Origin of the sequence: Alistipes onderdonkii (assembly GCF_025145285.1) — a bacterium.
GTDB classification, from domain to species: Bacteria; Bacteroidota; Bacteroidia; order Bacteroidales; family Rikenellaceae; genus Alistipes; species Alistipes onderdonkii.
Genome location: NZ_CP102251.1, coordinates 3,532,021 through 3,558,263, shown reverse-complemented (window position 1 = coordinate 3,558,263; position 26,243 = coordinate 3,532,021). Strand labels below are relative to the sequence as shown.

Here is a 26,243-nt window from a genome sequence, read left to right as displayed (position 1 = left end):
GGCAGGGGGCGCGGCGGATGCGCGTCGTGCGCCAGTACGCATTGCGCGCTTAAGACGGCACGCCGCAGGGGGCGTGGCGGCAACGGCAGACCATAGCCCGAAAAATACCGGGCTGAAAAGGCCCGCTCGCCGGAAAGGGGTGCGGATCGGACGGATCCTCCCTTTCCGCCATTTTTCCACCGGCATGCCGGGTTACCTCCCCAAAAAAGAGGTTTCCGGCGGCCACACCCCGCAGGATGGCGCCCGTCCACGGACAACGGCAAGGCCGGCATCTCCCGCAAGCCCGATCCGGAATGCGCCTCCGAAGCCGGAGGCGGCACGCCGCGCATAAAATCGCAGGCGGGAGGAACAATTTCCGCCGGGAAACATTATCTTTGCCCCGGAATCAAGCGCACACGCAATGTCCGGACTTTTTTACATCCTTCTTTTCTGGCTGATCGGCAATGCATTGAGCATCCTTACCGGAGGTTATGTTTCAGGTAACATCATCGGCATGATCCTGCTCTTCGCAGCCTTGTGCCTGCATTGGGTCAAAGCCGAAACGGTACGTCCCGCAGCCCGGTTCCTGCTGGGGGCCATGGCACTCTTCTTCGTCCCCTACGGCGTAGGGCTGATGGACTCCTACCGCGTGATCCTCGACAACCTGTGGGCGATCGTAATCTCGGGCATCGCCTCGACGATCATCGTCCTGCTGGTGACGGGGCAGACGTTCCAGAGCCTGAACCGCCGCTCGCGCCTGCGCCGCATCCGGCACCTTCGTGAAACCGCCGTAAACACCCCGGACAATGATTGACAAGGCGTTCCTCTCCACCGACCTCTTCCTGCTGACGCTCACCGTGGGGCTTTACTGCCTCGGGACGGCGGTCTACCGCCGCATCCGGATGCCGCTGCTGCATCCCGTGCTGCTCACGTTCGTCGCCGTCATCGTATTCCTCCGTGCGGCGGACATCGGCTATGCCCGCTACCAGGAAGCCACGGGCATCCTCGACTTTGCCCTGGGCATGTCGGTCGTCGCACTCGGCTACCTGCTCTACGAACAGGTCGAACAACTGCGCGGAAGCCTGCTCCCGGTCGGCATCGCCACCCTTGCGGGTTGCGTGGCGGGCGTGCTGAGCGTCGTATATATCGCCATGGCGTTCGGCGCCGGACGCGAGATACTCAACTCGATAGCCCCCAAGTCGGTCACCGTGCCCATCGCCGTGTCGGTTTCGGGGCCGCTGGGCGGCATCGTCCCCGTCACGTCGGTCGTGGTGTTCTGCGTGGGGATCTTCGGCAGTATCTTCGGCGAGTGGATCCTGCGCCGCTGCGGCGTGCGGGATGCCGAAGCAAGGGGGTTTGCGCTGGGAGCCGCGGCGCACGGCATCGGTACGGCGCGCGCCATCGAGATGGGAGCCGTCGAAGGAGCCCTGAGCGGGCTGGCGATGGCCCTGATGGGATTGGCTACGGCGCTGCTGATGCCGCTGATGGAGCGGTATCTGTATTAGCAGTAAGCCCTGCGGCAGGCGGACGGGCATATATCGGGCTCATAAAAGTCGCATCAAAGTTTTTTAAATTCTATAATAAATACTACTTTTGCACAATTGCTGGCAATTCGCACAAAAGTAGGTTAATATGGAGTGGTTACACACCTTGTTCTTCGGCAGCGGCATCGCCCATGCCGTGCTGACCTTCGCATTGGTCATCACCATCGGCATTTTGCTCGGAAAAGTCAAAATCGGCGGCATCTCGCTCGGAATCACATGGATTCTGTTCGTAGGTATCGTCCTGAGTCATTTCGGAATGACGGTGGACGGCGAGGTCAGGCACTTCGTGCAGGAATTCGGGCTGATTCTGTTCGTCTTCTCGATCGGTCTGCAAGTCGGACCGGGATTTTTCGCATCGTTCAAACACGGCGGCATGACGCTGGTCATGTGTGCCGTAGCGATCGTACTGCTGGGCGTGGCGACGGCCTATGTAGTTCATCTGGCGACGGGCACGCCGATTCCGACGATGGTCGGCATCCTTTCGGGCGCAGTGACCAACACCCCCGGACTGGGTGCCGCGCAGCAGGCTTACACCGATGCGTTGGGAATCGAAGACCCCACGATCGCGCTGGGATACGCCGTGGCTTATCCGCTCGGCGTCGTGGGCATCATATTCACGATGATCTTCATCCGCTACGCCCTGCGCGTGAAGTTCGAAAAGGAGGACGAGGGGCTGGCGGCGCTGAGCCGCGAACACAAACTCGCCGACAAGGTTTCGGTCGAATTCACCAACAAGACGCTCGACGGCCGCACGGTGGCCTATGTCCGCGACCTGATCAACCGTCAGTTCGTCATATCGCGCATCCTGCGTCCCGACGGAACGATCTCGATGGCCGATGCGGAGAGCGTGATACATATCGGCGACCGGCTGTGGCTGATCTCGCAGGCCGAGGACATCGAGGCGATCGTGGCCTTCTTCGGCCGCCGCGTGGAGATGACCGACGAGCAGTGGGGCAACAATACGCCCAATGCCGAGCTGGTGTCGCGCCGCATCCTGATTACGAAATCGTCGCTCAACGGCAAGAAATTCTCCGACCTGCGCCTGCGCACGAAATACGGCATCACCATCACGCGCGTAAACCGCGCGGGCGTCGATCTGATCCCCTATCAGGGCTTGGAACTGCAGGTCGGCGACCGCGTGATGGTCGTAGGGCCCGCGAAAGCCGTGGCGCAGGTGGCCGACGTATTGGGCAACTCGCTCAAGAAGCTGAACCAGCCTAATTTGGTGACGATCTTCGTAGGTATCGCTTTAGGTGTGCTGCTGGGGTCGATTCCGCTGCTCAACGTACCCCAGCCCGTGAAGCTCGGACTGGCAGGAGGCCCGCTGATCGTGGCCATCCTGATCGGACGCTTCGGCACGCATTTCCACCTGGTCACCTACACTACGATGAGCGCCAACCTGATGCTGCGCGAAATCGGCATCGCGCTGTTCCTCGCGGCGGTGGGCATCGGCGCGGGCGACGGATTCATCGACGCCATCGTCGACGGCGGTTACCGCTGGATCGGATACGGTGTCGCCATCACCGTCCTGCCGCTGATAATCGTCGCGCTGGTAGCGCGGCTGTGGCTCAAGATGAACTACTACACGCTGATGGGACTTATCGCCGGATCGACGACCGATCCCCCGGCGCTGGCCTACGCCAATGCGACGGCAGGCAACGACATGCCGGCCGTGGGGTATTCGACGGTCTATCCCGTAGTGATGTTCCTGCGCGTGCTGACGGCGCAGATATTCATCCTCTTCTCGCTGTAAGCGGGACGGTTCGTAAAAAATGTTACGAACTGTTACCCGTCCCGCATGTCGCTCAAAAGCAGTTTGGGGCGAGAAATGAAGCGGCGGAGAGAGTCGGATGGCAGATAAAATTCAACGATGGCTTTTAAATTTTAATCGGAATACCTATCTTTGCTGCTGGCAAAAATCCAAACACCCTTATACTATGGCAAAAGCAGTCAACATCGCCCGTTCCCATCGGTTGGACGGCATCGGAGAGTACTATTTTTCGCGCCGTCTGCGCGAGATCGCCGAAATCGAAGCGGCAACGGGCCGTCAGATCGTGAAACTCGCTATGGGCAGCCCCGACCTGCCCCCGCACCAGTCGGTCATCGACCGCCTCGCAAAGGAGGCACAGCGCCCCGACGTACACAAATACATGTCTTACAAGGGAGAACCCATCCTGCGCAAGGCTTTTGCGGACTGGTATAAGAAATGGTACCGCACGGAACTGGACTACAACAACGAAGTACTGCCCCTGATCGGCTCGAAGGAGGGCATCATGCACATATGCATGACGTTCCTCAATAAGGGAGACAAGGTGCTCGTGCCCAACCCCGGCTACCCCACCTACTCGGCTGCCGTGCGCCTCTCGGGCGGCGAGATGGTTCCCTATGCGCTGAACAAGCAGACCGGCTTCTATCCCGACTTCGAGGCGATCGAGAAGGCCGGGTTGGACGGCGTGAAGATGATGCTGGTCAACTACCCCAACATGCCGACGGGCCAGACCCCGACGATGGAGCTGTTCCAGAAAATCGTGGATTTCGGCGCCCGGCACAACATCCTGATCGTGCACGACAACCCGTACAGTTTCATCCGCAATGCCGCCGCCCCGATCTCGATCATGGAGGCCGAGGGCGCACGCGACGTCGCACTGGAGATGAACTCGCTGTCGAAAGGTCACTCGATGGCCGGCTGGCGCGTGGGCGTCGTCGTGGGCAAGAAGGAGTGGATCGACTCGATCCTGACGTTCAAGTCGAACATGGACTCGGGCATGTTCTACCCGATCCAGGCGGCGGCCGACACGGCGCTGGCTTTGGGCGAAGAGTGGTTCAAGGAGCTGAACGACATCTATTACGGCCGCGAGAAGCAGGCCTATGCGCTGCTCGACGCGCTGGGATGCAAATACCGCGAGCACCAGGCCGGCCTGTTCGTATGGGCCGAGCTGCCCGAGTCGTATGAGGGCGACAGCTTTGCGTTCTCGGACGAGGTGATGGACAAATGCGACGTGTTCCTGACCCCGGGCGGCATCTTCGGCTCGGAGGGCAACCGTTACATCCGCATCACCCTCTGCTGCCCCGAGGAATTGCTGAAAAAAGCTACGGACAATATCATCGCCAAGTTCGGGAAGTAACTCCCGGGCAATACGGAATAAGGCGCTCCCCTCGCGGACATCGGTTCCCGAGGGGAGTTTTTTTCAGGCAGCTTTCCGGCGAAGAGGGGGCGGTGCCCGGCGTAAAGCGCGATCCCGCAGCGGGAAGAAGCTGCAACCGACGACTCTTGAAAAGAGGGGACGGAGCCCTGTCCCCCGAAACCCGAAACAGACGCATATGGAGATAAAATCACTGGAAAATACATGTTTCGGCACGCTGTTCGAGGCATTCGGCCAGGCATTCGCCGATTACGAAGTCCAACTGGACGAAACGCAGCTCCGGCGCATGCTGCGAAGGCGCGGTTTCGATCCCCGCCTGTCGTTCGCCGCGTTCGACGGGGAGCGGATCGCCGCGTTCACCCTGAACGGGACAGGGAATTTCAACGGCCTGCCGACAGCCTACGACACCGGCACGGGAACCCTCGAAGCCTATCGCGGGCAGGGGCTCGCCGCAAAGGTCTTCGAACACTCCATTCCCTATTTGCGGGAGGCCGGAATCCGGCAATACCTGCTGGAAGTCCTGCAACACAACACAAAGGCGGTATCGGTCTACCGGAAGCTCGGGTTCGAAACGGCGCGTGAATTCAATTATTCCATACAACAGGACGCGCAGGTGCACCTCGGCGCGAAAATCCCGGACATTGCCTGTACGGTAACGCCCGTCGATGTGGGACGGTTCGCCCCCGATCCGCAGTTCTGGGATTTCATGCCCTCCTGGCAGAACAGCCCCGAGGCCATAAGGCGGGCTGCGGGGGACTTCGCCGGGCTGAGCGCCCGCGCAGAGGGGACACAAGTGGGATACTGCATCTTCGAACCCGCCTCGGGCGACATTGCCCTGATCGCTGTCGACAAGCGGTACAGGCGGCGGGGGATCGCCACCTCGCTGCTGCGGGAAGCGCTCCGGCTCAACAAGGCGGATTCGGTCAAGGCCATAAACACCGAGGCCGGCTGCGAATCGTTAACGGCGTTCCTGGAGGCGGCGAACATCGCCGTGACGGGGCGGCAGTTCGAAATGGTGAAAAAAATATAAGGGGGGGGGCAAGGACAAAGCCCTCCGCACAGGGAGGGCTTTGTTCATGTACACGCGGGCGGTATGCCTACTCCTCCGCGATGCGGATCGAGAGGATCAGGTCGCCGGGACGGATGTCGTCGATGACGTCCAGCCCCTCGACCACCCGGCCGAAGCAGGTGTGGCGGCCGTCGAGGTGCTGCGTCGACTCGCGGGCGCAGCAGATAAAAAATTGCGAGCCGCCCGTGTCCTTTCCGGCATGGGCCATCGAGAGCACGCCCCGGTCGTGGTACTGGCGCGGCGCCGAGGTCTCGCATTTGATCTTGTACCCGGGGCCGCCCGTGCCGTCGCCCCGCGGGCAGCCGCCCTGGATGACGAAGCCCGGGATTACCCGGTGGAAGGTCAGCCCGTCGTAGAAATTGTGGTTGGCCAGCTCGATGAAGTTCGCCACCGTACCGGGGGTCTCCTCCGTATAGAGCTCGGCCTTCATGTCGCCTTTCTCGGTCGAAATAATTGCATATTGTGCCATATCGAAACAGGTTTTTAAGGTTCGAGGACTTTGATTTCGGCGGCCGCGGCCTTCACCCGTCCGCGCAGAACATCGAGGTCGTCGCCCAGCGGCGCATAGCCCACGACGATGCCCATACGGCGGTTGACGCGCGCCGAAGGTTTGCCGAAGATCCGCACGTCGGTACGGGGATCGGAGGCCAGCGCCCGGTCGATCCCCTCGTAACGCGGCGCCACGGGGCTTGCCAGAGGCGAGAGCACCACGGCCGTGGCGCCCAGGCGTTCGAAAGTCACCGCGGGGATCGGCAGCCCCAGCACGGCGCGCAGGTGCAGTTCGAACTCATTGAGGTTCTGCGTCCCGGCCAGCGTCACCATGCCCGTGTCGTGCGGGCGCGGCGAAAGTTCGGAGAAATAGACCCCGTTTTCGTGGCTCAGGAAGAATTCCACGCCCCACAGCCCGGCACCGGTTAGGGCTTCGGTGACGGCGGCCGCCATGCGCTGCGCCTGGGCAAGGTGTTCCGGTGCCACGTAGGGCGACTGGAAACTCTCGCGGTAGTCGCCGCCCTTCTGCACATGGCCGATCGGCGGGCAAAAGAGCGTCGGGCCATCCTTCTGCGTGACGGTCAGCAGCGTGATTTCGCTGTCGAAGCGGATGAATTCCTCGATGATCAGCTCGCGGATATCGCCGCGCGACCCTTCGCAGCCGTAGTGCCAGGCCCTCTCCAGTTCGCCGGCATTCCTGACGAGCGACTGCCCCTTGCCCGAGGAGGACATCAGCGGCTTGACCACGCACGGGAACCCGATCCGGGCGGCAGCTTCCTCCAGTTCGGCGAGCGACGTGGCGTAGAAATAACGGGCGGTCTTCAGCCCCAGCTCCCGGGCGGCAAGGTCGCGGATGGCCTTGCGGTTCATCGTGAAATTGACGGCGCGGGCGCTCGGCACGACCTGGATGCCCTCGCGTTCGAAGTCGTAGAGGCGTTCGGTGCGGATCGCCTCGATCTCGGGGACGATGACGTCGGGGCGGTGCCGGGCCACGGCAGCGGCGAGCGCATCGCCGTCGAGCATCGGGAACACCTCGCAGGCGTCGGCCACCTGCATGGCAGGGGCGCCTGCATAGGAATCGCACGCCACGACGGTCTGTCCCAGCCGCTGCGCCGCGATTACGAACTCCTTGCCCAGTTCGCCCGAACCGAGCAGCATGATCTTTTTAGCCATATGTCTGTATTTTTCAGTGGCACAAAGATATGTTTTTTGCCCTGAATTTCGTACCTTACCGCATTAAAACTTACCTCGACGGCCATGAAAAAACAGATCCTCCGGCTGAGCCTCGGCATGGCGTGGTGCCTGTCGGCACTCGCCCCCGTGCATGCGCCTGCGGCGGGAGCCTCCGCTACGGCGGATCACGCAGCGCGGCGGGACACCCGAACCGCCGCGGCGCAAACACGCCCCACCCCGGCCGATACGCTGCACGTCGTCTTTTTCACCGACATACATGTCTCGCCGGGCAATGCACAGGACTCGCTCTTCCGCGTGGCCGTCGCCGAAGCCAACGCGTCGGATGCCGAACTGGTCATCTTCGGCGGGGATCTCACCAACACGGGCAGCGACGAGGAACTGGAGCACGTGTACGGGCTGATGTCGCAGCTCGAAAAACCGTGGTTCACCGTCATGGGCAACCACGAAACGACCTGGTCGGAGAGCGGATGCACGACGTTCCGCCGCATATTCGGCCATGACGGGCGCGTCGCGCACCGTGCGGGAGGCTACCTTTTCCTGGGCTACAACTGCGGGCCCTACATGAAAATGGCCGACGGCGTCGTGCGCACCGAAGACCTCGCATGGCTCGGAGCGCAGGCCGCCGGGGCCCGTCCCGGCGAACGTATCGTAAGCCTCTGCCACTACCCGCTCAACAAAGACCTCACCAACAGGCAGGAGGTGGTCGCAACGCTCAAACGGCTGGGCATCACCGCCTCGCTCTACGGGCACTATCACCGGCTCGACCTGCGCAATTTCGACGGCATCGCGGGCATACCCGGCCGGGCACTGGCCGGCAGGCCGGGCGAGGCGCCGGGATATACCCTGCTCGATTTCTTCGCCGACTCGGTGCGCATCCGCGAAAAGCCGCTCGGACATGCCGCACGCACCCGCCATACGGTATGCCTGGAGGGGGATCCGCAGATACTCGCCCTGCCCTGCGACCCGCCGCCCGCCGCACCCGACTACGAAGGCCGCATGGAATACGTCCTGCAGGACAGCGCCATGGTACTGACGGGTGCGGGATGCTGCGGCGACATGCTTTACTACGGCAATTCACAGGGCGTATTGCGGGCGTACGACACACGCCGGGGGCGCGAAGTGTGGCGGCACAGGTTTCCCGACGCGCTCTACACCACCCCGCTCTGCACGGACGGGCTCGTGATCGTCGGCGCCGCCTCGGGCGGGATATGGGCCTTCGACGCCCGGACAGGCCGCCGAAGGTGGCATCTGCCGACCGCCACGGCCGTCGTCGGCGACGGGCTCGTCGACCGCAGCTCGCTCTACATCGGGCTGGGCGTCGGCTCCGTCGGCCGCATAGACCTGCGCAGCGGCAAACTGCTCTGGCGTTACGACTACGGACAGGGACAGGCGCAGGGGCGCCCGACGCTCGCGGACGGAAAACTGGTATTCGGGGCGTGGGACAGGCACCTTTATTGCCTCGACGCCGCGACGGGCAGATGCCTCTGGAAATGGAACAACGGCCACCCCGGCGTGTTCCTCTCCCCGGGGCATGTCGTGCCCCGCATCGCCGGCGGCAAGGTCTTCATCGTAGCACCCGACCGGGCCGTGACCTGCCTCGACCTGGCTACCGGACGGCAGCTATGGCGCGACAACAGCCGCAAAGCGCGCGAAACGACGGGCCTCGGCGGCGACGGACGGCAATTCTATTACAAGACGATGGACGGCGAGCTGGCGGCCGTAGACACGTCGGCGGACGCCTACCGCGAAACATGGTGCACCGATCTGGGATGGGGATACGAATACAACTCCTGCCCGGCCTGTGTGCGCGACGGTGTGGTCTATGTCGCCGGGAGACTCGGGCAGGTTGCCGCCGTGCGCGAAGACGGCACGCTGCTGTGGAGTGTGAAATGCTGCAATTCGGCGGGAAACGATTTCCGGCAGGCACCCGACGGGTCGCTGTGGGTTACCTTCGCCGAAGGCAAGCTCTTCCGGATTCCCTGACGGCTCTTGGCGACGAACGCCTGCCAGACCGGATTCCGGCCATCGCCACCACAAGGCCGCAGGGCATACGACCGAAACCACGTTTTGAGTCGCATAAAAGTGTCCGCCACGGGTTGCGAAGGGCCGCTGCGCCGACATCCGTTCTGCAAGCAATAAAGGATATAATACAACAAGAAAACGCATCTGGTTAATAATAAACCAGATGCGTTTTACATTCGTGGAGGTGGCGGGAGTCGAACCCGCGTCCAAACAGGGAACCCGAAAGCTTTCTACACGCTTAGCCGCCGTTTGATCCTTCTACCCGGGCCTGGCAGGCGGCAACCGAACCCGAGTCCCAGTCCCTGAATTTCGCACACCGGCCGGGACGCTCCGGTGCACTATCCCTGAATCGATGATACCCCATATGGAAAGCGGTTAAAGGGCGGAACCACTCCCCGGGATACTCGTCGCCAAGCCGCCTTGGGCCCGGCGATTAAGCTAATTTTCCTTGAAAATTATGCAGCGAGTGCATAGCTGTTATTGCCATTTGAATCTTGAGTGTCGGGATTTACGAGCCGCCACACAGCGCTCGGCGTGCTTACAATCAAACTCTGCCTGCTGTCAAAACCGGGCACCCCCAGAATTTCGCGGGGCAAAGCCTCATGGAAACAGTGCAAAAATAATACTTTTTTTTCAAATATCGACCCTCCGGCAGGAAATAGCGTCGGGAAGGTGCAGATTTTCCGGAAACAGGGCAGGAACGGACGCGGCCATACCGGCTGCAGCCGTCGGAGAGCCGCAACGATCACCCGAAGGGCGGGCAGCAGCGGGAACCTTACCATATCGGCGCGACCGTCGAGGGCACCAGAATGATTACCGTGAGGAGTGCTGCAACAGGATATTACCCTATCGGATACAAGCCGTCGAAAATCACCGCGACGTCTCCCGGAAGGGGTGCGGCAACGAGGCACGCCCCATCGGCAGGCGGCTGCGGGTGAGGCACTGGGCAATCCCGCCCGCAGAAGTTTCCCTGCGGGGAGGGCTATGCCGCGCCATTGTTTCCCGGCGGGCGAACTCCCCGAAAACGGCGGATACTTCCCGGCCGGCGAAGCCCGTAACGCGCGGCGCGGTTACACCCCTGCCAGCAATGTCCCCAATACGCGGCGAATATGCTCCCCGCTCAGCGGCTTGGCGACGTATTCGTTGGCTCCGGCGGCGAGGGCTTTCTGCCGGTCGCGGTCGTAGGCGAATGCCGTGACCGCGACGATCGGCACGGCGGGATCGAACCTGCGGATCTGCCGCGTAGCCTCGAACCCGTCCATCACGGGCATCTTGATGTCCATCAGGATGGCCGCAGGGTTCATTTCCCGGCATATCCGCACCGCTTCTTCGCCATTGACGGCCCGCACGATGTCGAATTCCTTGCGGAACATCAGCGACACCAGCAGGAAATTGCTGTCGGTATCCTCGGCCACGAGCAGCAACGGGAGTTTCCCGTCCTGACGGGACACGGGATGCGGAGCCTCAGCCACAACGGACGGTTCGTCGTCCGGCCCGACATTGCATGCCACGGCAGGTATGGTGAACCAGAAGCGGGAGCCCCGGCCTTCCTCCGACTCGACGCCGATATGCCCGCCCATCTGCTCGACGATGCTCTTCGAGATCGAAAGCCCCAGCCCGGTGCCCTGCGCAAAGCTGTTGAGTTTGACGAAACGGTCGAAAACAGTGCGCAGATGCTCTTCGGAGATGCCTTTTCCCGTATCCTCGACGTAGAACAGCAAGTCCCCGGCCTCCCGGCGGTAGCCCAGCGTGATGGAGCCTTGCTCGGTGAATTTCACCGCATTGTTGATAAAATTGGTGATGACCTGCATCAGCCGGTTCTTGTCCCCGACGATGCGGCATTGCTCCTCATGGTCGCCGAAAAGCAATTCGACGGGCCTGTCCTGCACCTTGAGGCGCAGCGAACGCACCGCCTCCTCGCACATGCGGTTGACGTCGACCATGCCGTAATTGAATTCGAACGTCCCGGCCTCGATCTTCGAAAGGTCGAGGATGTCGGATATCAATTTGAGCAGCAGGTCGTTGTTTTCCTCGACGACCTGCATGTACTCGCGGCGCTCGCCGATTTCGTCGGTTTCGGCCAGCAGGTTCGAGAACCCCACGATGGCATTGAGCGGCGTACGTATCTCGTGGCTCATATTGGCCAGGAAGGCCGATTTCAGGCGGTCGCTGACCTCGGCCTTGTTCTTGGCTTCGATCAGGCTCTTCTCCGTCTGCTTGAGTTCCGTGACATCGAAATTGACGCATACCATCTCGATCTTCGAGGGGTCGGTATTCAGCGGGTTGCGCACCACGTTGACGCGCGTCCACCCGTTCTTGCCGTCGCGGAGCCCGACCCGCAGGTCGAGCGTGAAGCCGTTCGACTCGTTGGCCTTGACCCGCCCGATCTCCCGGAATACAGCCTCGCGGTCTTCGGGGTTGACGTGGTTGTAGATGCCGATCACCTGCGTCATGGGGGTGTCGCTCTCCTCGCCCAGGTTGTGGTACCATTGCGGCACGGCATACCCGTCGCGGGTCACCAGGTCGAAGCGGGCATACCCCACCTTGCCGAAGCGGCTCACCAGCGAGAAGGAGCTTTCGAACTCCTCCAGCCGGTTGTGGGCTTCGTTGATCTCGGTATTGTCGATATTGAGCACCAGGAAATTGACCAGTTCGCCGGACATGCCGTACAGCATGGTCACCTTCGTATATATCTGCACGCTGCCCTTTTTGCGGGAGGGATAGTAGCCGCCCAGCCGGTCGAAGGGGTAATCGAGCCTGAAACTCTGCTCCAGCCCGTTGCGCACGTTGCGGGCGATCTCCCCGGGCACGATCGGGTTCTCGAAGAAATTGACCCCCAGCACATCCTCCTTCGCCTCGATGCCGAAGATGTCGAGGTCTTTGGTGTTGATGTCGACCAGATAGCCCTCTTTGTCATAAAGTTCCACTCCGACCTGAACGTTGTCGAAAATATTGCGCAGCATTTTTTCGCTGTTGAACAGCGCCTCGTGGGCATTGCGCATTTCGGTAGTATCGGAAAAGAGGCTGATCACCTCGTCGGGCCGGGTCGTATAGAGGATGGAGTGTATCCAGCGTTTCGAGATCTCGTAAAAGGAGTCGCGCTCGATAAAGCCGTTGCTGCGAAGCACCTCCGCAAAGGTTTCCAGATATTGCTCCATATCCAGCCCCAGTTCGGAAATACGCCTGCCGATATAGGTTTCGCGCTTGGCACCCATGATCTTGTCGGCGGTGTAGTTGGTATCCAGCACCAGCAGGTCGACGGGTTTCCCCTGCCTGTCCCGGATGACCCGCAGCTGGGCATACCCCAGGGGCATGTGGTGGTAGAGGCTCTGGAGGTATTTGCGTTCGGACTGCGCCTCGCGCTCGGAGCGCTGCAATTCGATGCAGAGGCTGATGATGTTGATCAGCGACGAAAACCACTGGTAATCTTCACCCGTCCATATCCGGGGCCTGTTCACGATGTCGATGCCGGCATACCCCCAGACCTTGTCCCGCGAGAGGAGCGGCACGGCGATCAGCGACTTGATGTCCTGCATGGCCAGCACTTCGCGCTCGCGGAAAGCCTCGTCGGGCAATTCGTCGAGCGAAGAGATGATTACGGGCTGGCCGTTGGCGATGCGCTGCGTCCACCAGGGCACCTCGTCCATCGAAATGCCGCTTACCAGCTCCTGCTCCCCGGTGACGTTCTCGGCCGTGACTTCGTAGGTGCAATTATATAAGCGGTGTTCGGGGTCGGATTCGATGATATAGGCCCTGCCGCCATCGAACATGGTCAGCACGTCGGCCAGGATTTTGTTCACCACGGCATCCAGGTCGTCGACCTTGAGCAGCGAAAGCAGCGTCTGCGAAATGCTGTTCAGCCGGAACAGCAGGTCATTGATGCGTTGCTTTTCCTGCGAATTCACCACTTCGGACGGCGGGTCGACCACCCGGAAATAGCCCGTCAGCAGCATTCCCCCGTCGTCGGCGACCTCTTCGCGCAACAGTTTCCAGTAGCACCATATCTCTCCCTCCGCCCCTTGCAGCGGATAGAGGCGTTCGGCGCCGCCCCGCACCCCGATCGAGGCGAGGGCGTATTCCCGGTAGGCCGGAGTTATCATCTTCCCGAACTCTTCGTAGGTCACTTCGCACGAGCAAACTCCCAGCAGGTCGCGGAGCCCTTCCGAAATATGGAACACGCGGCGGTTACGGTCGGCTTGCCACCAACCGATTTTGGCATCCCGCATAATCTCCCGCAGGATCTCGTTTTCTTTCATTCAAAGATTTTTTGCTTACTGTCAGGCCGAGGCGTCACGGCCCGTTGTGCAAATTTAATCACCCTCGGGCGGAAATGCAAATTATACGGTTGTTTTCATTCAGCCGAAAGGGCTTTTTTGTTATATACTTCCGGCCGGAAAGCATCGGAACCGTCGTCCCGGGACGGTTTACGGCGTTTTTTTCTCCCGGACGGCATCCCCGTACGGATATTTTGACTATCTTTGGAAAATAATTCCAGCGACCAGAACCTATGAGCGAAAAATATGTCGTAAGGCTGAAAAACGCAGCCATCTACCATGCGGACAACCCGTTCGGCAGCACCTCGGCCGAGAAGCTGATGCGCCGGGGCGAGATGGTGCTGTCGGATGTGAACCTGTGCGTGGCTCCGGGCGAATTCGTTTACCTGATCGGGCGCGTCGGCAGCGGCAAGAGCACCCTGCTCAAAACCCTGTACGCCGAGGTGCAGCTGCTCACCGGCGAAGGGCGGGTGGCAGGCTATGACCTGCGCAGGCTCAGGCGCCGCGACATCCCCCACCTCCGCCGCCGGATCGGCATCGTATTCCAGGACTACCAGCTGCTCACCGACCGCAACGTCTTCATGAACCTCTATTACGTGATGAAAGCCACGGGATGGAAGCGCGAAGACGAGATCCGGGAGCGGATCGACCAGGTGCTCAAGCTCGTAGACCTCGGGGCCAAAAGCTACAAAATGCCGTTCGAACTCTCGGGGGGCGAGCAGCAGCGGCTGGTCATCGCCCGCGCGATCCTGAACAACCCGCAGGTGCTGCTGGCCGACGAACCGACAGGCAACCTCGACCCCGTGACGGCCGAAGGCATCATGCAGCTTTTCCAGGAGATCGCCGGCCGCGGCTGTGCCGTGGTCATGTCCACGCACAACACCGCCCTGATCGAGAACTACCCTGCGCGCGCCATCCTCTTTGCGCAGGGCCATATCCGCGAGGTCGACCTCAAGGCGGAACTCGGGTAGCAGACCGCGAATCCCGCACGCCCCAGCCCCATCCGGGGGATGTTGCGGCACGTCCTGCCCGATGCGGGCGCAACGCCCTCCGAAACGTCCTGCAAATGCAAAAAATCGTCTGGCGGAAGCCATGCGGCTATTGTTTATTCGGGATATATTTCGTATATTTGTACGATATTTTAAAGACGACAGATGAGTACCGAATTAGAAAACGTAAAAAAGCAAGAAGAAGAATATTCCGCTTCGAATATCCAGGTTCTCGAAGGGCTTGAGGCGGTGCGCAAGCGCCCCGCCATGTATATCGGCGACATAGGTGAGAAGGGTCTGCACCATCTGGTCTACGAGGTGGTCGACAACTCGATCGACGAGGCGCTGGCGGGCTATTGCACCGACATCGACGTGACGATCAACGAGGACAACTCCATCACCGTACGCGACAACGGCCGCGGCATCCCGACCGACTACCACGAAAAGGAGGGCAAATCGGCACTCGAAGTCGTGCTTACGGTGCTCCATGCGGGCGGTAAGTTCGACAAAGGCAGCTACAAGGTTTCGGGCGGCCTGCACGGCGTGGGCGTATCGTGCGTGAACGCGCTTTCGACACTGCTGATCGCCGAGATCCGCAGCCGCGACGGCAAGGTATACCGCCAGACGTACAGCAAGGGCGCCCCCACGTCGCAGGTCGAGGTCATCGGCGAATGCTCCGACCGCGGCACCACCATCACGTTCAAACCCGACGAGAGCATCTTCACGCTCACGACGGAATACAAATACGACATCCTGGCCAACCGCCTGCGCGAACTGGCATTCCTGAACAAGGGCATCCGCCTGAACCTCTACGACAAGCGCAAGGACGACGAAGGCAAGACCCGCGAAGACCACTTCTATTCGGAAGAGGGCCTCAAGGAGTTCGTCCAGTACCTCGACGCCACGCGCGGCACGCCGATCATCGACCAGATCATCTACCTCGACACCGAAAGGAACGGCGTCCCGGTCGAGGTGGCCATGCAGTACAACGACTCGTTCTCGGAGAACGTGCACTCCTATGTTAATAACATCAACACCATCGAGGGCGGTACGCACCTGACGGGCTTCCGCCGCGCGCTGACCCGCACGCTCAAGAAATACGCCGAGGATTCGGGCATGCTCGCCAAGCTGAAGTTCGACATCAACGGCGACGACTTCCGCGAGGGCCTCACGGCCGTGGTTTCGGTGAAGGTGCAGGAACCGCAGTTCGAGGGCCAGACCAAGACCAAGCTGGGCAACGACGAGGTCTCGGCTGCCGTAGATCAGGCGATGTCCGCCGCCCTGGGGCACTATCTGGAGGAGAACCCCAAGGATGCCAAGGCCATCGTTTCGAAAGTCATCCTGGCCGCAACGGCACGCCATGCGGCACGCCACGCCCGTGAGATGGTGCAGCGAAAGACCGTGCTTTCGGGAGCCGGGCTCCCCGGCAAACTGGCCGACTGTTCGAGCCGCGACCGTTCGATCGCCGAAATCTTCTTCGTCGAGGGTGACTCGGCAGGCGGCACGGCCAAATCGGGCCGCGACCGTAATTTCCAGGCCATCATGCCGCTGCGCGGTAAGATCCTGAACATCGAAAAGGCGCAGGAGCACCGCATGTGGGAGAACGAGGAGATCAAGAACATGTTCACGGCGCTGGGCGTGACGATCGGCACCGAGGAGGACAGCAAGGCGCTCAACCTGGAGAAACTCCGCTACGACAAGATCATCATCATGACCGATGCCGACGTCGACGGCAGCCACATCGCGACGCTGATGCTGACGTTCTTCTTCCGCAAGATGAAGGAGCTGATCGAGAACGGCCACGTCTACATCGCCACCCCGCCCCTCTACCTCGTGAAGAAAGGCAAGCAGGAGCGCTATTGCTGGACGGAGAAGGAACGCGACACCATCACCGCCGAATTCGGCAAGGGGGCGCACGTGCAGCGTTACAAAGGTCTCGGTGAGATGAACGCCCACCAGTTGTGGGAAACGACGATGAACCCCGACACGCGCATCCTGCGCCAGGTGAACATCGAAAACGCCGCCGAGGCAGACCGCATCTTCTCGATGCTGATGGGCGACGAAGTGCCGCCCCGACGCGAATTCATCGAGAAAAACGCGCATTACGCAAATATCGACGCATAATGGAAAGGAAAAGGATTGCCCTTGCGAAAGGAGCGATCCTTTTCTTTATATAACCGATATTACCAACTGAAACTATGAATGTTACCGTAATCGGAGTCGCCGGGGGAACCGGCTCGGGAAAGTCCACGCTCGTCAAACGCCTGCAAGAGGCCTTCGTAGGCGACGACGTCGTGACGCTCTGCCACGACTACTATTACAAGGCGCACCCCGAGCTGACCTACGAGGAACGCACGAAACTCAATTACGACCATCCGCAGGCGTTCGACACGCAGATGCTGGTCGACCACATCAAGGCGCTGAAGGACAACGTCCCCATCGAGCACCCGGTCTACTCGTTCGTCGACCACGACCGTACGGCGGAAACCGTGTGCGTGAAGCCTTCGAAGGTAATCATCGTCGACGGCATCCTGATCTTCGAAAACAAGGAGCTGCGCGACATGATGGACATCAAGGTCTATGTGGACACGGACGCCGACATACGCCTGGCGCGCCGTATCCTGCGCGACGTCTGCGAGCGCGGGCGTACGATGCAGTCGGTCATCACGCAATACACCTCGACCGTGAAGCCGATGCACGACGAGTTCGTCGAACCCTCGAAGCGTTATGCCGATGTCATCATCCCCGAGGGCGGTTTCAACTCGGTGGCCGTAGCGATGCTGATCCAGAACATCAGTTCGCTGATCCAGAGCAACAAATAGGAGGCGCAACCCGTCCGAATGAGCGAGTCCCGGATCTCTTTTCGAGAGATCCGGGACTCGTTTTATCTGCCCGACGGTCTGTTCGCAGACCACATGCCGGAACGGAGCGGCCGGCCGCAGGTCATAACCACGGCCCCCGTCAGGGATTCAAAAATTCAGAGATGGCTCCAGTATACAAATTGCCGAAATTATTGGCATTGTAGACGCCGACATTCGTATAGTAAGGCATGGTACGGCAAATATCACGATACAGTTCATATATTGAAATTGACGCCGGCGAGGAAACCAGTTCATAAAATGTGTCCGTAAAACTGTTGGAGAGAGGTATTTTCCCGCCTGCATCGGTTCGGATGCCGCCTTTGGAGGTCTCGCCGTCGGCAGCCGCAAAGCAGAGCATTCCCGGAATCTTCGTCTCCTCGCAGGCCCTGCCCACAACCCCGCCGTAATCGGTTTCCAGTACGAGCAGGAGCTTCCGGAAAGTTTGTCGCGCACTCAATGCCTTGAAAAAGTCAGCCACTTCGAAAGCGTGAAGCGTCTCGTCGAGCCACTTCGGCCCTTCCGGAGTACCCCTGCCCGCCCAATAGACGAACAGGTTGTCGTACACACCCGGCCGAAATGAAGTTCCCGTGGTCAGGGTTTCCAACAACCCGGAGAGTCCGACTTCCGAGAGTTTATAATCCACTATCACGTTTTCATACAGATTCCCCTCCCCCTCCGGCGGCAGGATGCGCCCCGGTGTCGGGTTCATCGAATGACGGGCGATGTCGTCCTCGGAAACGAGCAGGATATGGTCGTCGTCCAGGCCGTTGCTTTTCAGCATCTGATACATGAGATACGCCCCGGCCTGATGGCGGTAGTTCTCCCAGCCCGACGAGGCGGCGACAATCAGCGCATAAGACTCTTCTCTGGGCGGATACGAACGCTGGCTATTTTTGTCGAAATCCTGCAAGCTGGCGAAGTCTATCGTCACCGGAGCTGCCGCTCCGGCCTGAACCGTCACGGCGGCGTGCGCAGGGGCTGGGGCTCCGCTCAATTCGACGGAAAAACTGCCGCCGGCATAATCCGGCGTCACGGCACACCACTCCTGGTCGCTCCGCACCTCCCAGGATTTCTGATTGGTCTCCACCTCGAAAGAATAGGTTCCGGAGGTGGGAAAAAACCTCGTCTCAGCAGGATTCAATGAAAGCAAGGGGGGGGGCGTTTCGGATTTCTTTTTCGAACATCCTGCCAAAAGCAGGCCTGTCAATGCCGCAAGAACGAAAGGTCGGAACAGTCGCATAAAAATCAATTTTAATAATAGGTTAACACTCGGTTTTTTCACCGGACGGCTCTTCCAGACACTACTTCAAGCGCCACTTTATCATATACCGGTTATCTTTTTGATTTCATTGAGTTTGTTGAGTGCTTCGATAGGTGTCAGCGAATTGATGTCCAGCCCCTTGATCTGGTCGCGGATCTGCACCAGCACCGGATCGTCCAGCTGGAACATCGACAACTGCATGTTCTGCGGGGCACCGGCCTCGGCAGCCTCCCTGACCGACGGCGACGGTTTCTTGCCGCGGCTTTTGAGGCTGCGGCTCGGTACGATCTCGTTGTTGCCGTAGACGAGTTCGAGGTTGCGCAGGATCTCGTCGGCACGCGACACCACCGACATCGGCATGCCGGCCATGCGAGCCACGTGGATACCGAACGAGTGCTCCGTACCGCCGCGTTCGAGCTTGCGCAGGAAGACGATCTGGTTGCCCAGCTCCTTGACGCTCACATGGTAGTTCTTCACGCGGGGGCACATCTGCTCCATTTCGTTCAGCTCGTGGTAGTGTGTGGCGAAGAGCGTCTTGGCGTGCGCCGTCGGGTGGTTGTGCAGGTACTCGACCATCGCCCAGGCAATGGAAATACCGTCGTAGGTGCTCGTGCCGCGACCGATTTCGTCCAGCAGGACGATGCTGCGGTCGGAGATGTTATTGAGGATGCTGGCCGATTCGAGCATCTCGACCATGAAGGTCGATTCGCCCTGCGAGATGTTGTCCGACGCCCCGACGCGCGTGAATATCTTGTCCACCACACCGATATGCGCCGATTTGGCGGGGACGAAGGATCCCATCTGCGCCATCAGGATGATGAGCGCCGTCTGCCGCAGCAGGGCCGACTTACCCGACATGTTGGGGCCGGTGATCATCATGATCTGCTGTTCCTTGTCGTCGAGCAACACGTCGTTGGGGATATACTCCTCCCCTACGGGCATGAGCGTCTCGATGACGGGATGGCGTCCCTGGCGGATGTCGATGCGCTTGCCGTCGTCGAGCACGGGGCGGACATAGCGGCGTTCGCAGGCGATGCGGGCGAAGGATTGCAGGCAATCGACACGCGCCACGACAGCGGCGTCGCGCAGCAGCACGGCGAGCGAACGGCTGATGCAGGCGATGATGTCGGCATAGATGCGCTGTTCGATCACCAGCATCTTCTCCTCGGCGCCGAGGATCTTCTCCTCGTATTCCTTCAGCTCCTCGGTGATGTAGCGTTCGGCATTGGCGAGGGTCTGCTTGCGGATCCAGGTCTGGGGCACCTTGTCCTTATGGGCGTTGCGCACTTCGATATAGTAGCCGAAGACGTTGTTGTAGCTGATCTTGAGCGACGGGATGCCCGTCGTCTCGCTCTCGCGCTGCTGGATGCGTGCCAGGTAATCCTTGCCATGGAGCGCGATGCGGCGCAGGTCGTCCAGCTCGGGATCCACGCCGTCGGCGATAACGCCGCCCTTCTGGATCTGGTTGTTGAGCGGATCGGGGTATATCTCCCGTGCGATGCGGTCGCGCACGCCGGTCATCAGGTCGATCTGCGCCGCCAGCGCATGCAGACGGTCATCGTCCGTGGATTCGAGCGCCGCCTTGAGCAATTCGACCGCAAAGAGCGAATTCTTGAGCTGCACCAGTTCCCGGGGCGTCACCCGCGCCGCGGCGATACGCGACGCAATACGCTCCATGTCGCCCACCAGCGCCACCTGCTCGCGCACGGTGTCGGCCAGGTCGGCATCCTCGATGAAATGCCCGACTACGTCCAGCCGTTCGTTGATCTGCACGGTATCCTTGACAGGCATGGCGATCCACCGTTTGAGCAGGCGGCCGCCCATGGGGGTGAGCGTGCGGTCGATGACATCGGCGAAGCTGCACTTCTCGCGCCCCCCGTTCGACGAGAACAGCTCGAGGTTGCGGATCGTGAATTTGTCGACCCACACGTAGTCGTCCTGGTCGATACGCGAAATCGAACGGATATGGGCGATGTCGCGGTGCTCGGTGAATTCGAGGTAGTAGAGGATGGCGCCGGCGGCGGATATGCCGCTGGTGAAATGGTCGACGCCGAAACCCTTGAGCGACGTGGTCGTGAACTGCTTGCAGAGTTTTTCACGGTTGACCTCCTCCGAGAAGACCCATTCGTCGAGCCGGTAGGTGTAATGCTTCGACCCGAAAGCGGTGGAGAAGCGGTCTTCGTAACCGCGCTGGTAGATGATCTCCTTGGGTGCGAGGTTCGAAATGAGCTTGTCGACGTAGTTGTCGGAGCCTTCAGCCACGTAGAACTCGCCCGTCGAAATGTCGAGGAACGCCACACCGGTCGTCTGCCGGCCGAAGTAGACCGAAGCGAGGAAAGCGTTTTCCTTGTTGGCCAGGATATTGTCGCCCAGCACGATGCCCGGGGTGACCAGTTCGATGACGCCGCGCTTGACCAGCCCCCGCACCTGCTTGGGGTCTTCCAGCTGCTCGCAGATGGCTACGCGCTCGCCCGCCCGCACCAGCTTGGGCAGGTAGGTGTCGATGGCATGGTAGGGGAACCCCGCCAGTTCGACGTAGGTTGCCGAACCGTTGGCCCGCCGCGTGAGCGTAATGCCGAGTATGCCGCTGGCCTTGATCGCGTCCTCGCCGAAGGTTTCGTAAAAATCCCCTACCCGGAAGAGCAGGATGGCATCGGGATGCACCGCCTTGATCGAATAATATTGCTTCATCAGCGGTGTCTCGACATATTTTTTGTCTATTTTTTTCTCTGCGTTCACAATAAAAAATTGTATGTAATTTCCATACAAAGATAACAGAATTTGGTTCTCAAACCAAGCCGGGAATGGAAATTATTTTTGTTTTTTTTGCTACGCAAAGATACTCTATTTTACAGAATTTCATTTATTTCGAATACTTTTCGGTAAAATTCGGCCTTCCACTCCACAGGCCGCGGATAGGCCCGCGACGAGGAGGGCATGCGCCACAGCCGCATGTCCCGCCCGGCATATTCGAACCCGACGCACTGGCCTACGGCCGGTTCGTCGCACCCCGTGATCGCACGCAGCGTATCGGTGGCTTTCTGGCCGGTGGTGACGAGGGTGCGGCAGGCAGGGATACGCGCCAGCAGGGAGGCGAGATCCACCTCGCGCACGACTTGAAGAAAATTATCCGACGCATTGTCTTTCAGCCGGATGACTTCGACCGCCGTGTCGTAGAGTGCGATCCCGCGGCAGCAGCAGAAGGCCTCGATGCGCTCCTTGTCGAATTTCCGGCCGCCGGGCATCAGGAAATGCGACTTGTCGCCAGTGGCAAGGTAGCCCACGATCCGCCACATGTCGTTTTGCAGGTTCGGGTAGAAGAAATCCATCGACCAGCGGATGCGCTTGGGCGGGAAGCTGCCCAGCATCAGCACCCGGGCATTGGCCGGCAGGAAAGGTTCGAGGGGATGCAGTTCGCTATTCATAGAACTTATTGTCGAAATTTACGAGGTACAGTTTATCGGTGGCGCGCGTCAGCGCCGTGTAGAGCCAGCGGAGCATGTCGCGCGTCATGGGCTCGTCGCCGAACAGGCAGCGGTCGACGAAAACGGCCTTCCACTGCCCGCCCTGGGCCTTATGGCACGTCACGGCATAGGAGAATTTCACCTGGAGCGCGTTGAAATGCGGGTTCTCGCGGATCTCCTTGAAGCGCTTGATTTTACTTTTGACGTCGAGGTAGTCCTTCTCGACCTCGTAGAAAAGGCGCGAGGACTCCTCGCGGGTCAGCGCCGGGGATTCCGAGGCGATCGTGTCGAGCAGTATCCTGCATTCGATCTCCGTATCCTCGTAGTCGGGGAATTCGAGCACGACGTCGGCGAAACGGAAGCCGTAGAAATCCTCGTAGCGCCGCAGCCGTTTGAGCCGCGCGATGTCGCCGTTGGCGATAAAGTGCATCGGGCAGTTTTCGGTGTGCCCGGTATAATAATAGTTGTTCTTCACGACCATCAGCATGTCGTTGCTCTCGATCTCCTCCTCGGCATAGAGCACGTTGCGGCGGATGCCCTCGTTGTAACGGTTGGCACGCTTGTTCGAACGGGTGATGACGATGGTTTCGTCGCGGCCGTACCTGGCGTAACAATCCTGCAGCTTATCGAGGAACTCCCCGCCTTCGACCGCCTCGATGTCGGGGAAGCCCATTTCGAAATGGGGGATTTCGTGGATGCCGTTCTCGAGCATGCACCGCACGAGCGTGGCATTGAAAAGGATCCCCGACTCGGCCTCCTGGCGCACCACGTCGTCCATCGTGGCGTACTCGACATCGCCGAAACGGGCGAGCGACGCGGCGTCGAGCGCCGGGCTGCAATCGGCCCCGACGGGCGGCAGCTGGGCGCTGTCGCCGACGAGCACCAGGCGGCAGTCACGGCCGCTGCGGACGTATTGCACGAGGTCTTCGAGCAGCGACCCGGAGCCGAAAAGCGCCCCGCCGCCCGGGCTGTCGGAGAGCATCGAGGCCTCGTCGACGATGAATACCGCCCCCTTCTCGGCATTGAAGTTGAGCGAATATTTCGATTCGTAATCGGCATTGGTGCGCTGTCGGTATATCCGCTTGTGGATAGTAAAAGCCTTTTCCTGAGCGTATTGGGCGAGGACTTTGGCCGCACGGCCCGTCGGGGCGAGCAGGATGGGTTTGATATTCAAATCCTTAAGCGCCCCCACGAGTGCCGCTATCAGCGTCGTTTTGCCCGTGCCGGCATACCCGTTCAGCACGAAAATCCGCGAAAAATCGTCACCTGCAAGGTATTCGGACAATTTTTCTATGATTTTTTTTTGCCCAAGAGTTGTTTCAAAACAAATTTTAGCGTAAATTTGGGTCGCAATACGTGTGCTGAACATGCGTGTGTTATATTTTGTACAAAATTACAAACAAATATTAGATTAGCTTAAAAAATGAAAAAAATCGCTCAAATCATTCTTGCTGTAGCTATCGTGGCGCTGGTCTACGTTATCTACGACCAGATCTCGACCCCGATCAAGTTCGATGACGAGTTGAAGGCCAAGAAAGCCCAGGTCATCGACCGCATCAAGGACATCCGTACGGCACAGCGCGCATTCAAGTCGAAGTACCAGCGTTTCACGGGCAGTTTCGACACGCTGACGAATTTCATCCTGCAGGATACGCTCGAACTCGAGCGCAAGATCGTCGACGAGGATGACTCCGTAGCCATGGCACAGCTGAAGAAGATGGGCAAAAAGAACGTCGAGAAGTTCAAGATCGCCGTGATCGACACGATCTTCTCGCCCAAGCGCCTTTCGAAACAGGACGTAGAGCAGTTGCGTTACATCCCCGGCACCGATGACAAGGCCCAGTACATCATGGAGGCAGGCATCATCACCACCGAGTCGAAGGTCGTGATCCCGATCGTGGAGTGCCGCGCACCCTACAAGATGTTCCTCGACACGGTGGCTTACCGCCAGGAGATCATCAACCTGATCGACGACGAGGTGAACAACTTCAACCGCTACCCCGGCGTCAAGTTCGGTTCAATGGAAGCTGGTAACAATGAAGCAGGTAACTGGGAGTAACACTCCGCAAGCTACAAATAAGGTGTCCATTCAGCTTACGTTGGATGGACACTCTTTTTCGGCGCACGGCCTCGACGGGGAATTCCCGGGGGAGGAGCCCGTGGAGGCGGAGCTGCTGACGGCACGGACGATGCTCGTCCCGGAGGAGGTGCTCGGCACCGGGGACGCCGGGACGCTGCTCGCGGCAAACGGCATGGCTCCCGCCGCGGAAGAGCGCGCCGTATGCAGCCTCCCCGTGCAGGGGATCGTCGCCGTAATGGCTGCGCACCGGGAGGCGTTGCGGCAGGCGGAGGAGAAGCTGGGAGACCGCATCCGCTACACCACCCCACTGCTCCGGGAGGTGCAGGCCGGAACACCGACCGTATGGGCATACCGCACGGCGGGGCTCCTATATATTAAGGTGTACGACGGCAGCCTCCGCTTCGCGGGGGTGATCCCCGCACCGGACACGGCGGACGTATGCTACTTCACGGAACGGCTCGAAAAGGAGTTCGCACTCAAAAGCTGCGAACTCAGGATTTCCGGCGACGACGCCAAGGCGTGCGGCAAGTTGCTGAAAGGTTATTTCAAACGGATCGTATGCGAATAGTCAGCGGAAAATACAAGGGGCGGGCCATCAACCCGCCGCGCAACCTGCGGGCACGCCCGACGACCGATTTCGCCAAGGAAAACCTGTTCAACGTACTGGGCAACCTGGTGGATTTCGAGCAGTGCGACGTGCTCGACCTCTTTGCCGGGACGGGGTCGATAAGCTACGAGTTCGCCTCGCGCGGAGCACGGAGCGTCACATCGGTGGAGATCAACCCGGTGCATTACAACTTTATCCGGCAGACGGCGGCACAGCTCGGCATCGGCAACCTCTATCCCGTGAAGGCCAATGCGTTCCTCTACCTGAAGAGCTGCACCAAGCAGTTCGACGTGATTTTTTCGGACGCCCCCTACGACCTGGAGGGCAGCGAACAGGTGGTGAAACTGGTGCTGGAGGGCAACCTGCTGCGCCCGGAGGGGATTTTCATCTTCGAACACTCGAAAAAAATGGATTTCTCGGCCTGCGAGGAGTTCTGGCAATTAAGGAGTTACGGAAGCGTGCAATTTTCTTTCTTCAAAAAGCCGTAAAAGCGTTTGCCGTTTTGAAAAATTACACTATCTTTGCACTCGCAATAAACCAAACGGTGCGTTAGTTCAGCTGGTTAGAATACGTGCCTGTCACGCACGGGGTCAGGGGTTCGAGTCCCCTACGCACCGCCAGCAAACCGAAGGGGAAATCCCCGGAGGCAAGGAACAGGAAACGAGGCAGTTTACGACTGCCTCGTTTTTCGTTTCCCCGCATCGCATGGCGGTGCGGACGGGGAAAGGCAAGGCAGATAAGGGTACGTCGACGAGCATAAGGGAGGGGGTACGCCTGCCGGAACAAGGGGGAGGGCTCACGCCGGAAAGAAAGTCCCCAAGGACACCTACCCTACGGTTCCGGGAAAGGAAAACAATAGGATGCTCCGGAGAATCCGCCCGGCGACCCCGGAAAGGAAAAACATCCGCCGGCCCCGGAGAATCCATCCACATCCCCGGCGGGAGGCGGGGAAGCAGCGGACAGGCCGGAGGGGGCAGGGAACAGCACACCTGCCGGGAGGCACGTATCCGGCGGCGGCACAGCCGGACACGGCAGGCAAACGGCAAAAAAAATATCACGGAATTATTTGCAGGTTTTAGAAAATATAGTATCTTTGCACTCGCAATACCAAAATGGTGCGTTAGTTCAGCTGGTTAGAATACGTGCCTGTCACGCACGGGGTCAGGGGTTCGAGTCCCCTACGCACCGCCAGCAAACCGAAGGGAAAATCCCCGGAGGCAAGAAACGAAAAACGAGGCAGTTTACGACTGCCTCGTTTTTCGTTTCC

The 26,243-nt window shown here is 59.9% G+C and carries 19 protein-coding genes, 2 tRNA genes and 1 other RNA gene; 14 read left to right on the top strand and 8 right to left on the bottom strand.

Translation table 11 applies throughout. From position 1 onward, the window contains the following. The first annotated feature begins 400 nt into the window (after positions 1–400). From NQ559_RS14735 to NQ559_RS14715, 5 genes are all read left to right on the top strand, one after another. Positions 401–793 (top strand): CidA/LrgA family protein, encoded by a 393-nt coding sequence (locus NQ559_RS14735; protein WP_018696044.1) that lies wholly within the window; start codon positions 401–403, stop codon positions 791–793. After that, the gene (locus tag NQ559_RS14730; protein ID WP_018696045.1) at positions 786–1,484 is read left to right on the top strand and encodes an LrgB family protein; all 699 of its coding nucleotides are present in this window, start codon (positions 786–788) and stop codon (positions 1,482–1,484) included. The genes NQ559_RS14735 and NQ559_RS14730 overlap by 8 nt, the downstream gene beginning before the upstream one ends. Before the next feature lie 127 nt (positions 1,485–1,611). Next, complete coding sequence (locus NQ559_RS14725; protein ID WP_022333169.1) at positions 1,612–3,276, top strand: putative transporter; 1,665 nt, start codon at positions 1,612–1,614, stop codon at positions 3,274–3,276. Between the two features lie 184 nt (positions 3,277–3,460). Continuing rightward, the gene (locus NQ559_RS14720; RefSeq protein ID WP_018696047.1) at positions 3,461–4,648 is read left to right on the top strand and encodes a pyridoxal phosphate-dependent aminotransferase; all 1,188 of its coding nucleotides are present in this window, start codon (positions 3,461–3,463) and stop codon (positions 4,646–4,648) included. A gap of 196 nt (positions 4,649–4,844) precedes the next feature. Then, a complete protein-coding gene (locus NQ559_RS14715) occupies positions 4,845–5,696 on the top strand; it encodes a GNAT family N-acetyltransferase (RefSeq protein ID WP_018696048.1) in 852 nt (283 codons plus the stop codon). 67 nt (positions 5,697–5,763) lie between these two features. Here NQ559_RS14715 and NQ559_RS14710 read toward each other — a convergent pair whose 3' ends face one another. Both NQ559_RS14710 and purT read right to left on the bottom strand, forming a co-directional pair. Beyond that, complete coding sequence (locus NQ559_RS14710; protein WP_018696049.1) at positions 5,764–6,204, bottom strand: peptidylprolyl isomerase; 441 nt, start codon at positions 6,202–6,204, stop codon at positions 5,764–5,766. Between the two features lie 14 nt (positions 6,205–6,218). Further along, positions 6,219–7,397: a formate-dependent phosphoribosylglycinamide formyltransferase gene (gene purT / locus NQ559_RS14705; RefSeq protein ID WP_018696050.1), complete on the bottom strand. Its 1,179-nt coding sequence runs from the start codon at positions 7,395–7,397 to the stop codon at positions 6,219–6,221. Between the two features lie 84 nt (positions 7,398–7,481). Here purT and NQ559_RS14700 point away from each other — a divergent pair, with 84 nt between their 5' ends. After that, positions 7,482–9,401 carry a BamB-related PQQ repeat family beta-propellar protein gene (locus tag NQ559_RS14700; protein ID WP_018696051.1) on the top strand — a complete coding sequence of 640 codons (1,920 nt, stop codon included), beginning with the start codon at positions 7,482–7,484 and terminating at the stop codon, positions 9,399–9,401. A 215-nt stretch (positions 9,402–9,616) separates the two neighbouring features. Here NQ559_RS14700 and ssrA read toward each other — a convergent pair. Continuing rightward, positions 9,617–10,019: a transfer-messenger RNA gene (ssrA, locus tag NQ559_RS14695) on the bottom strand. Between the two features lie 491 nt (positions 10,020–10,510). Continuing rightward, a complete protein-coding gene (locus tag NQ559_RS14690; protein WP_018696052.1) occupies positions 10,511–13,696 on the bottom strand; it encodes an ATP-binding protein in 3,186 nt (1,061 codons plus the stop codon). 251 nt (positions 13,697–13,947) lie between these two features. Between NQ559_RS14690 and NQ559_RS14685 the strand changes: the two genes are divergently transcribed. The 3 genes from NQ559_RS14685 to udk all read left to right on the top strand — a co-directional run bounded on the left by NQ559_RS14685 (position 13,948) and on the right by udk (position 17,525). Continuing rightward, positions 13,948–14,685: a cell division ATP-binding protein FtsE gene (locus NQ559_RS14685; RefSeq protein WP_018696053.1), complete on the top strand. Its 738-nt coding sequence runs from the start codon at positions 13,948–13,950 to the stop codon at positions 14,683–14,685. A gap of 183 nt (positions 14,686–14,868) precedes the next feature. Further along, positions 14,869–16,827 (top strand): DNA topoisomerase (ATP-hydrolyzing) subunit B, encoded by a 1,959-nt coding sequence (gene gyrB / locus NQ559_RS14680; RefSeq protein ID WP_018696054.1) that lies wholly within the window; start codon positions 14,869–14,871, stop codon positions 16,825–16,827. A 74-nt stretch (positions 16,828–16,901) separates the two neighbouring features. Next, positions 16,902–17,525, top strand: a complete 624-nt coding sequence (gene udk, locus NQ559_RS14675) for a uridine kinase (RefSeq protein WP_018696055.1) — start codon at positions 16,902–16,904, stop codon at positions 17,523–17,525. A 139-nt stretch (positions 17,526–17,664) separates the two neighbouring features. Here the strand turns inward: udk and NQ559_RS14670 are convergent, their stop codons facing one another. The 4 genes from NQ559_RS14670 to NQ559_RS14655 all read right to left on the bottom strand — a co-directional run bounded on the left by NQ559_RS14670 (position 17,665) and on the right by NQ559_RS14655 (position 23,658). Beyond that, on the bottom strand, positions 17,665–18,846 hold the full coding sequence (locus tag NQ559_RS14670; protein WP_259803031.1) for a C13 family peptidase: 1,182 nt from the start codon (positions 18,844–18,846) through the stop codon (positions 17,665–17,667). A 39-nt stretch (positions 18,847–18,885) separates the two neighbouring features. Further along, entirely contained in the window at positions 18,886–21,516 is a 2,631-nt protein-coding gene (gene mutS, locus NQ559_RS14665; RefSeq protein WP_193759084.1) for a DNA mismatch repair protein MutS, read from the bottom strand. Positions 21,517–21,674: 158 nt separating this feature from the next. Continuing rightward, positions 21,675–22,250, bottom strand: coding sequence for a uracil-DNA glycosylase family protein (locus NQ559_RS14660; protein ID WP_018696058.1), 576 nt, complete (start codon positions 22,248–22,250; stop codon positions 21,675–21,677). After that, positions 22,243–23,658, bottom strand: coding sequence for an ATP-dependent DNA helicase (locus tag NQ559_RS14655; protein WP_026318397.1), 1,416 nt, complete (start codon positions 23,656–23,658; stop codon positions 22,243–22,245). The genes NQ559_RS14660 and NQ559_RS14655 overlap by 8 nt, the downstream gene beginning before the upstream one ends. A gap of 54 nt (positions 23,659–23,712) precedes the next feature. Here NQ559_RS14655 and NQ559_RS14650 point away from each other — a divergent pair, with 54 nt between their 5' ends. The 5 genes from NQ559_RS14650 to NQ559_RS14630 all read left to right on the top strand — a co-directional run bounded on the left by NQ559_RS14650 (position 23,713) and on the right by NQ559_RS14630 (position 26,167). Then, a complete protein-coding gene (locus NQ559_RS14650; protein WP_022333157.1) occupies positions 23,713–24,348 on the top strand; it encodes a hypothetical protein in 636 nt (211 codons plus the stop codon). A 22-nt stretch (positions 24,349–24,370) separates the two neighbouring features. After that, positions 24,371–24,937, top strand: coding sequence for a hypothetical protein (locus NQ559_RS14645; RefSeq protein WP_244062042.1), 567 nt, complete (start codon positions 24,371–24,373; stop codon positions 24,935–24,937). Further along, positions 24,928–25,464, top strand: coding sequence for an RsmD family RNA methyltransferase (locus tag NQ559_RS14640; RefSeq protein ID WP_018696062.1), 537 nt, complete (start codon positions 24,928–24,930; stop codon positions 25,462–25,464). The genes NQ559_RS14645 and NQ559_RS14640 overlap by 10 nt, the downstream gene beginning before the upstream one ends. A gap of 55 nt (positions 25,465–25,519) precedes the next feature. Beyond that, positions 25,520–25,596 (top strand) — tRNA-Asp (locus tag NQ559_RS14635). Between the two features lie 494 nt (positions 25,597–26,090). Further along, a tRNA-Asp gene (locus NQ559_RS14630) sits at positions 26,091–26,167 on the top strand. Positions 26,168–26,243 lie beyond the last annotated feature (76 nt).

Coding starts and splice junctions, on each gene's coding strand:
- NQ559_RS14725 (WP_022333169.1), top strand. CDS start 1,612: ATGGAGTGGTTACACACCTTGTTCTTCGGCAGCGGCATCGCCCATGCC.
- purT (WP_018696050.1), bottom strand. CDS start 7,397: ATGGCTAAAAAGATCATGCTGCTCGGTTCGGGCGAACTGGGCAAGGAG.
- NQ559_RS14720 (WP_018696047.1), top strand. CDS start 3,461: ATGGCAAAAGCAGTCAACATCGCCCGTTCCCATCGGTTGGACGGCATC.
- NQ559_RS14685 (WP_018696053.1), top strand. CDS start 13,948: ATGAGCGAAAAATATGTCGTAAGGCTGAAAAACGCAGCCATCTACCAT.
- NQ559_RS14730 (WP_018696045.1), top strand. CDS start 786: ATGATTGACAAGGCGTTCCTCTCCACCGACCTCTTCCTGCTGACGCTC.
- NQ559_RS14715 (WP_018696048.1), top strand. CDS start 4,845: ATGGAGATAAAATCACTGGAAAATACATGTTTCGGCACGCTGTTCGAG.
- NQ559_RS14660 (WP_018696058.1), bottom strand. CDS start 22,250: ATGAATAGCGAACTGCATCCCCTCGAACCTTTCCTGCCGGCCAATGCC.
- NQ559_RS14735 (WP_018696044.1), top strand. CDS start 401: ATGTCCGGACTTTTTTACATCCTTCTTTTCTGGCTGATCGGCAATGCA.
- mutS (WP_193759084.1), bottom strand. CDS start 21,516: ATGAAGCAATATTATTCGATCAAGGCGGTGCATCCCGATGCCATCCTG.
- udk (WP_018696055.1), top strand. CDS start 16,902: ATGAATGTTACCGTAATCGGAGTCGCCGGGGGAACCGGCTCGGGAAAG.
- NQ559_RS14690 (WP_018696052.1), bottom strand. CDS start 13,696: ATGAAAGAAAACGAGATCCTGCGGGAGATTATGCGGGATGCCAAAATC.
- NQ559_RS14640 (WP_018696062.1), top strand. CDS start 24,928: ATGCGAATAGTCAGCGGAAAATACAAGGGGCGGGCCATCAACCCGCCG.
- NQ559_RS14655 (WP_026318397.1), bottom strand. CDS start 23,658: ATGTTCAGCACACGTATTGCGACCCAAATTTACGCTAAAATTTGTTTT.
- NQ559_RS14700 (WP_018696051.1), top strand. CDS start 7,482: ATGAAAAAACAGATCCTCCGGCTGAGCCTCGGCATGGCGTGGTGCCTG.
- gyrB (WP_018696054.1), top strand. CDS start 14,869: ATGAGTACCGAATTAGAAAACGTAAAAAAGCAAGAAGAAGAATATTCC.
- NQ559_RS14650 (WP_022333157.1), top strand. CDS start 23,713: ATGAAAAAAATCGCTCAAATCATTCTTGCTGTAGCTATCGTGGCGCTG.
- NQ559_RS14710 (WP_018696049.1), bottom strand. CDS start 6,204: ATGGCACAATATGCAATTATTTCGACCGAGAAAGGCGACATGAAGGCC.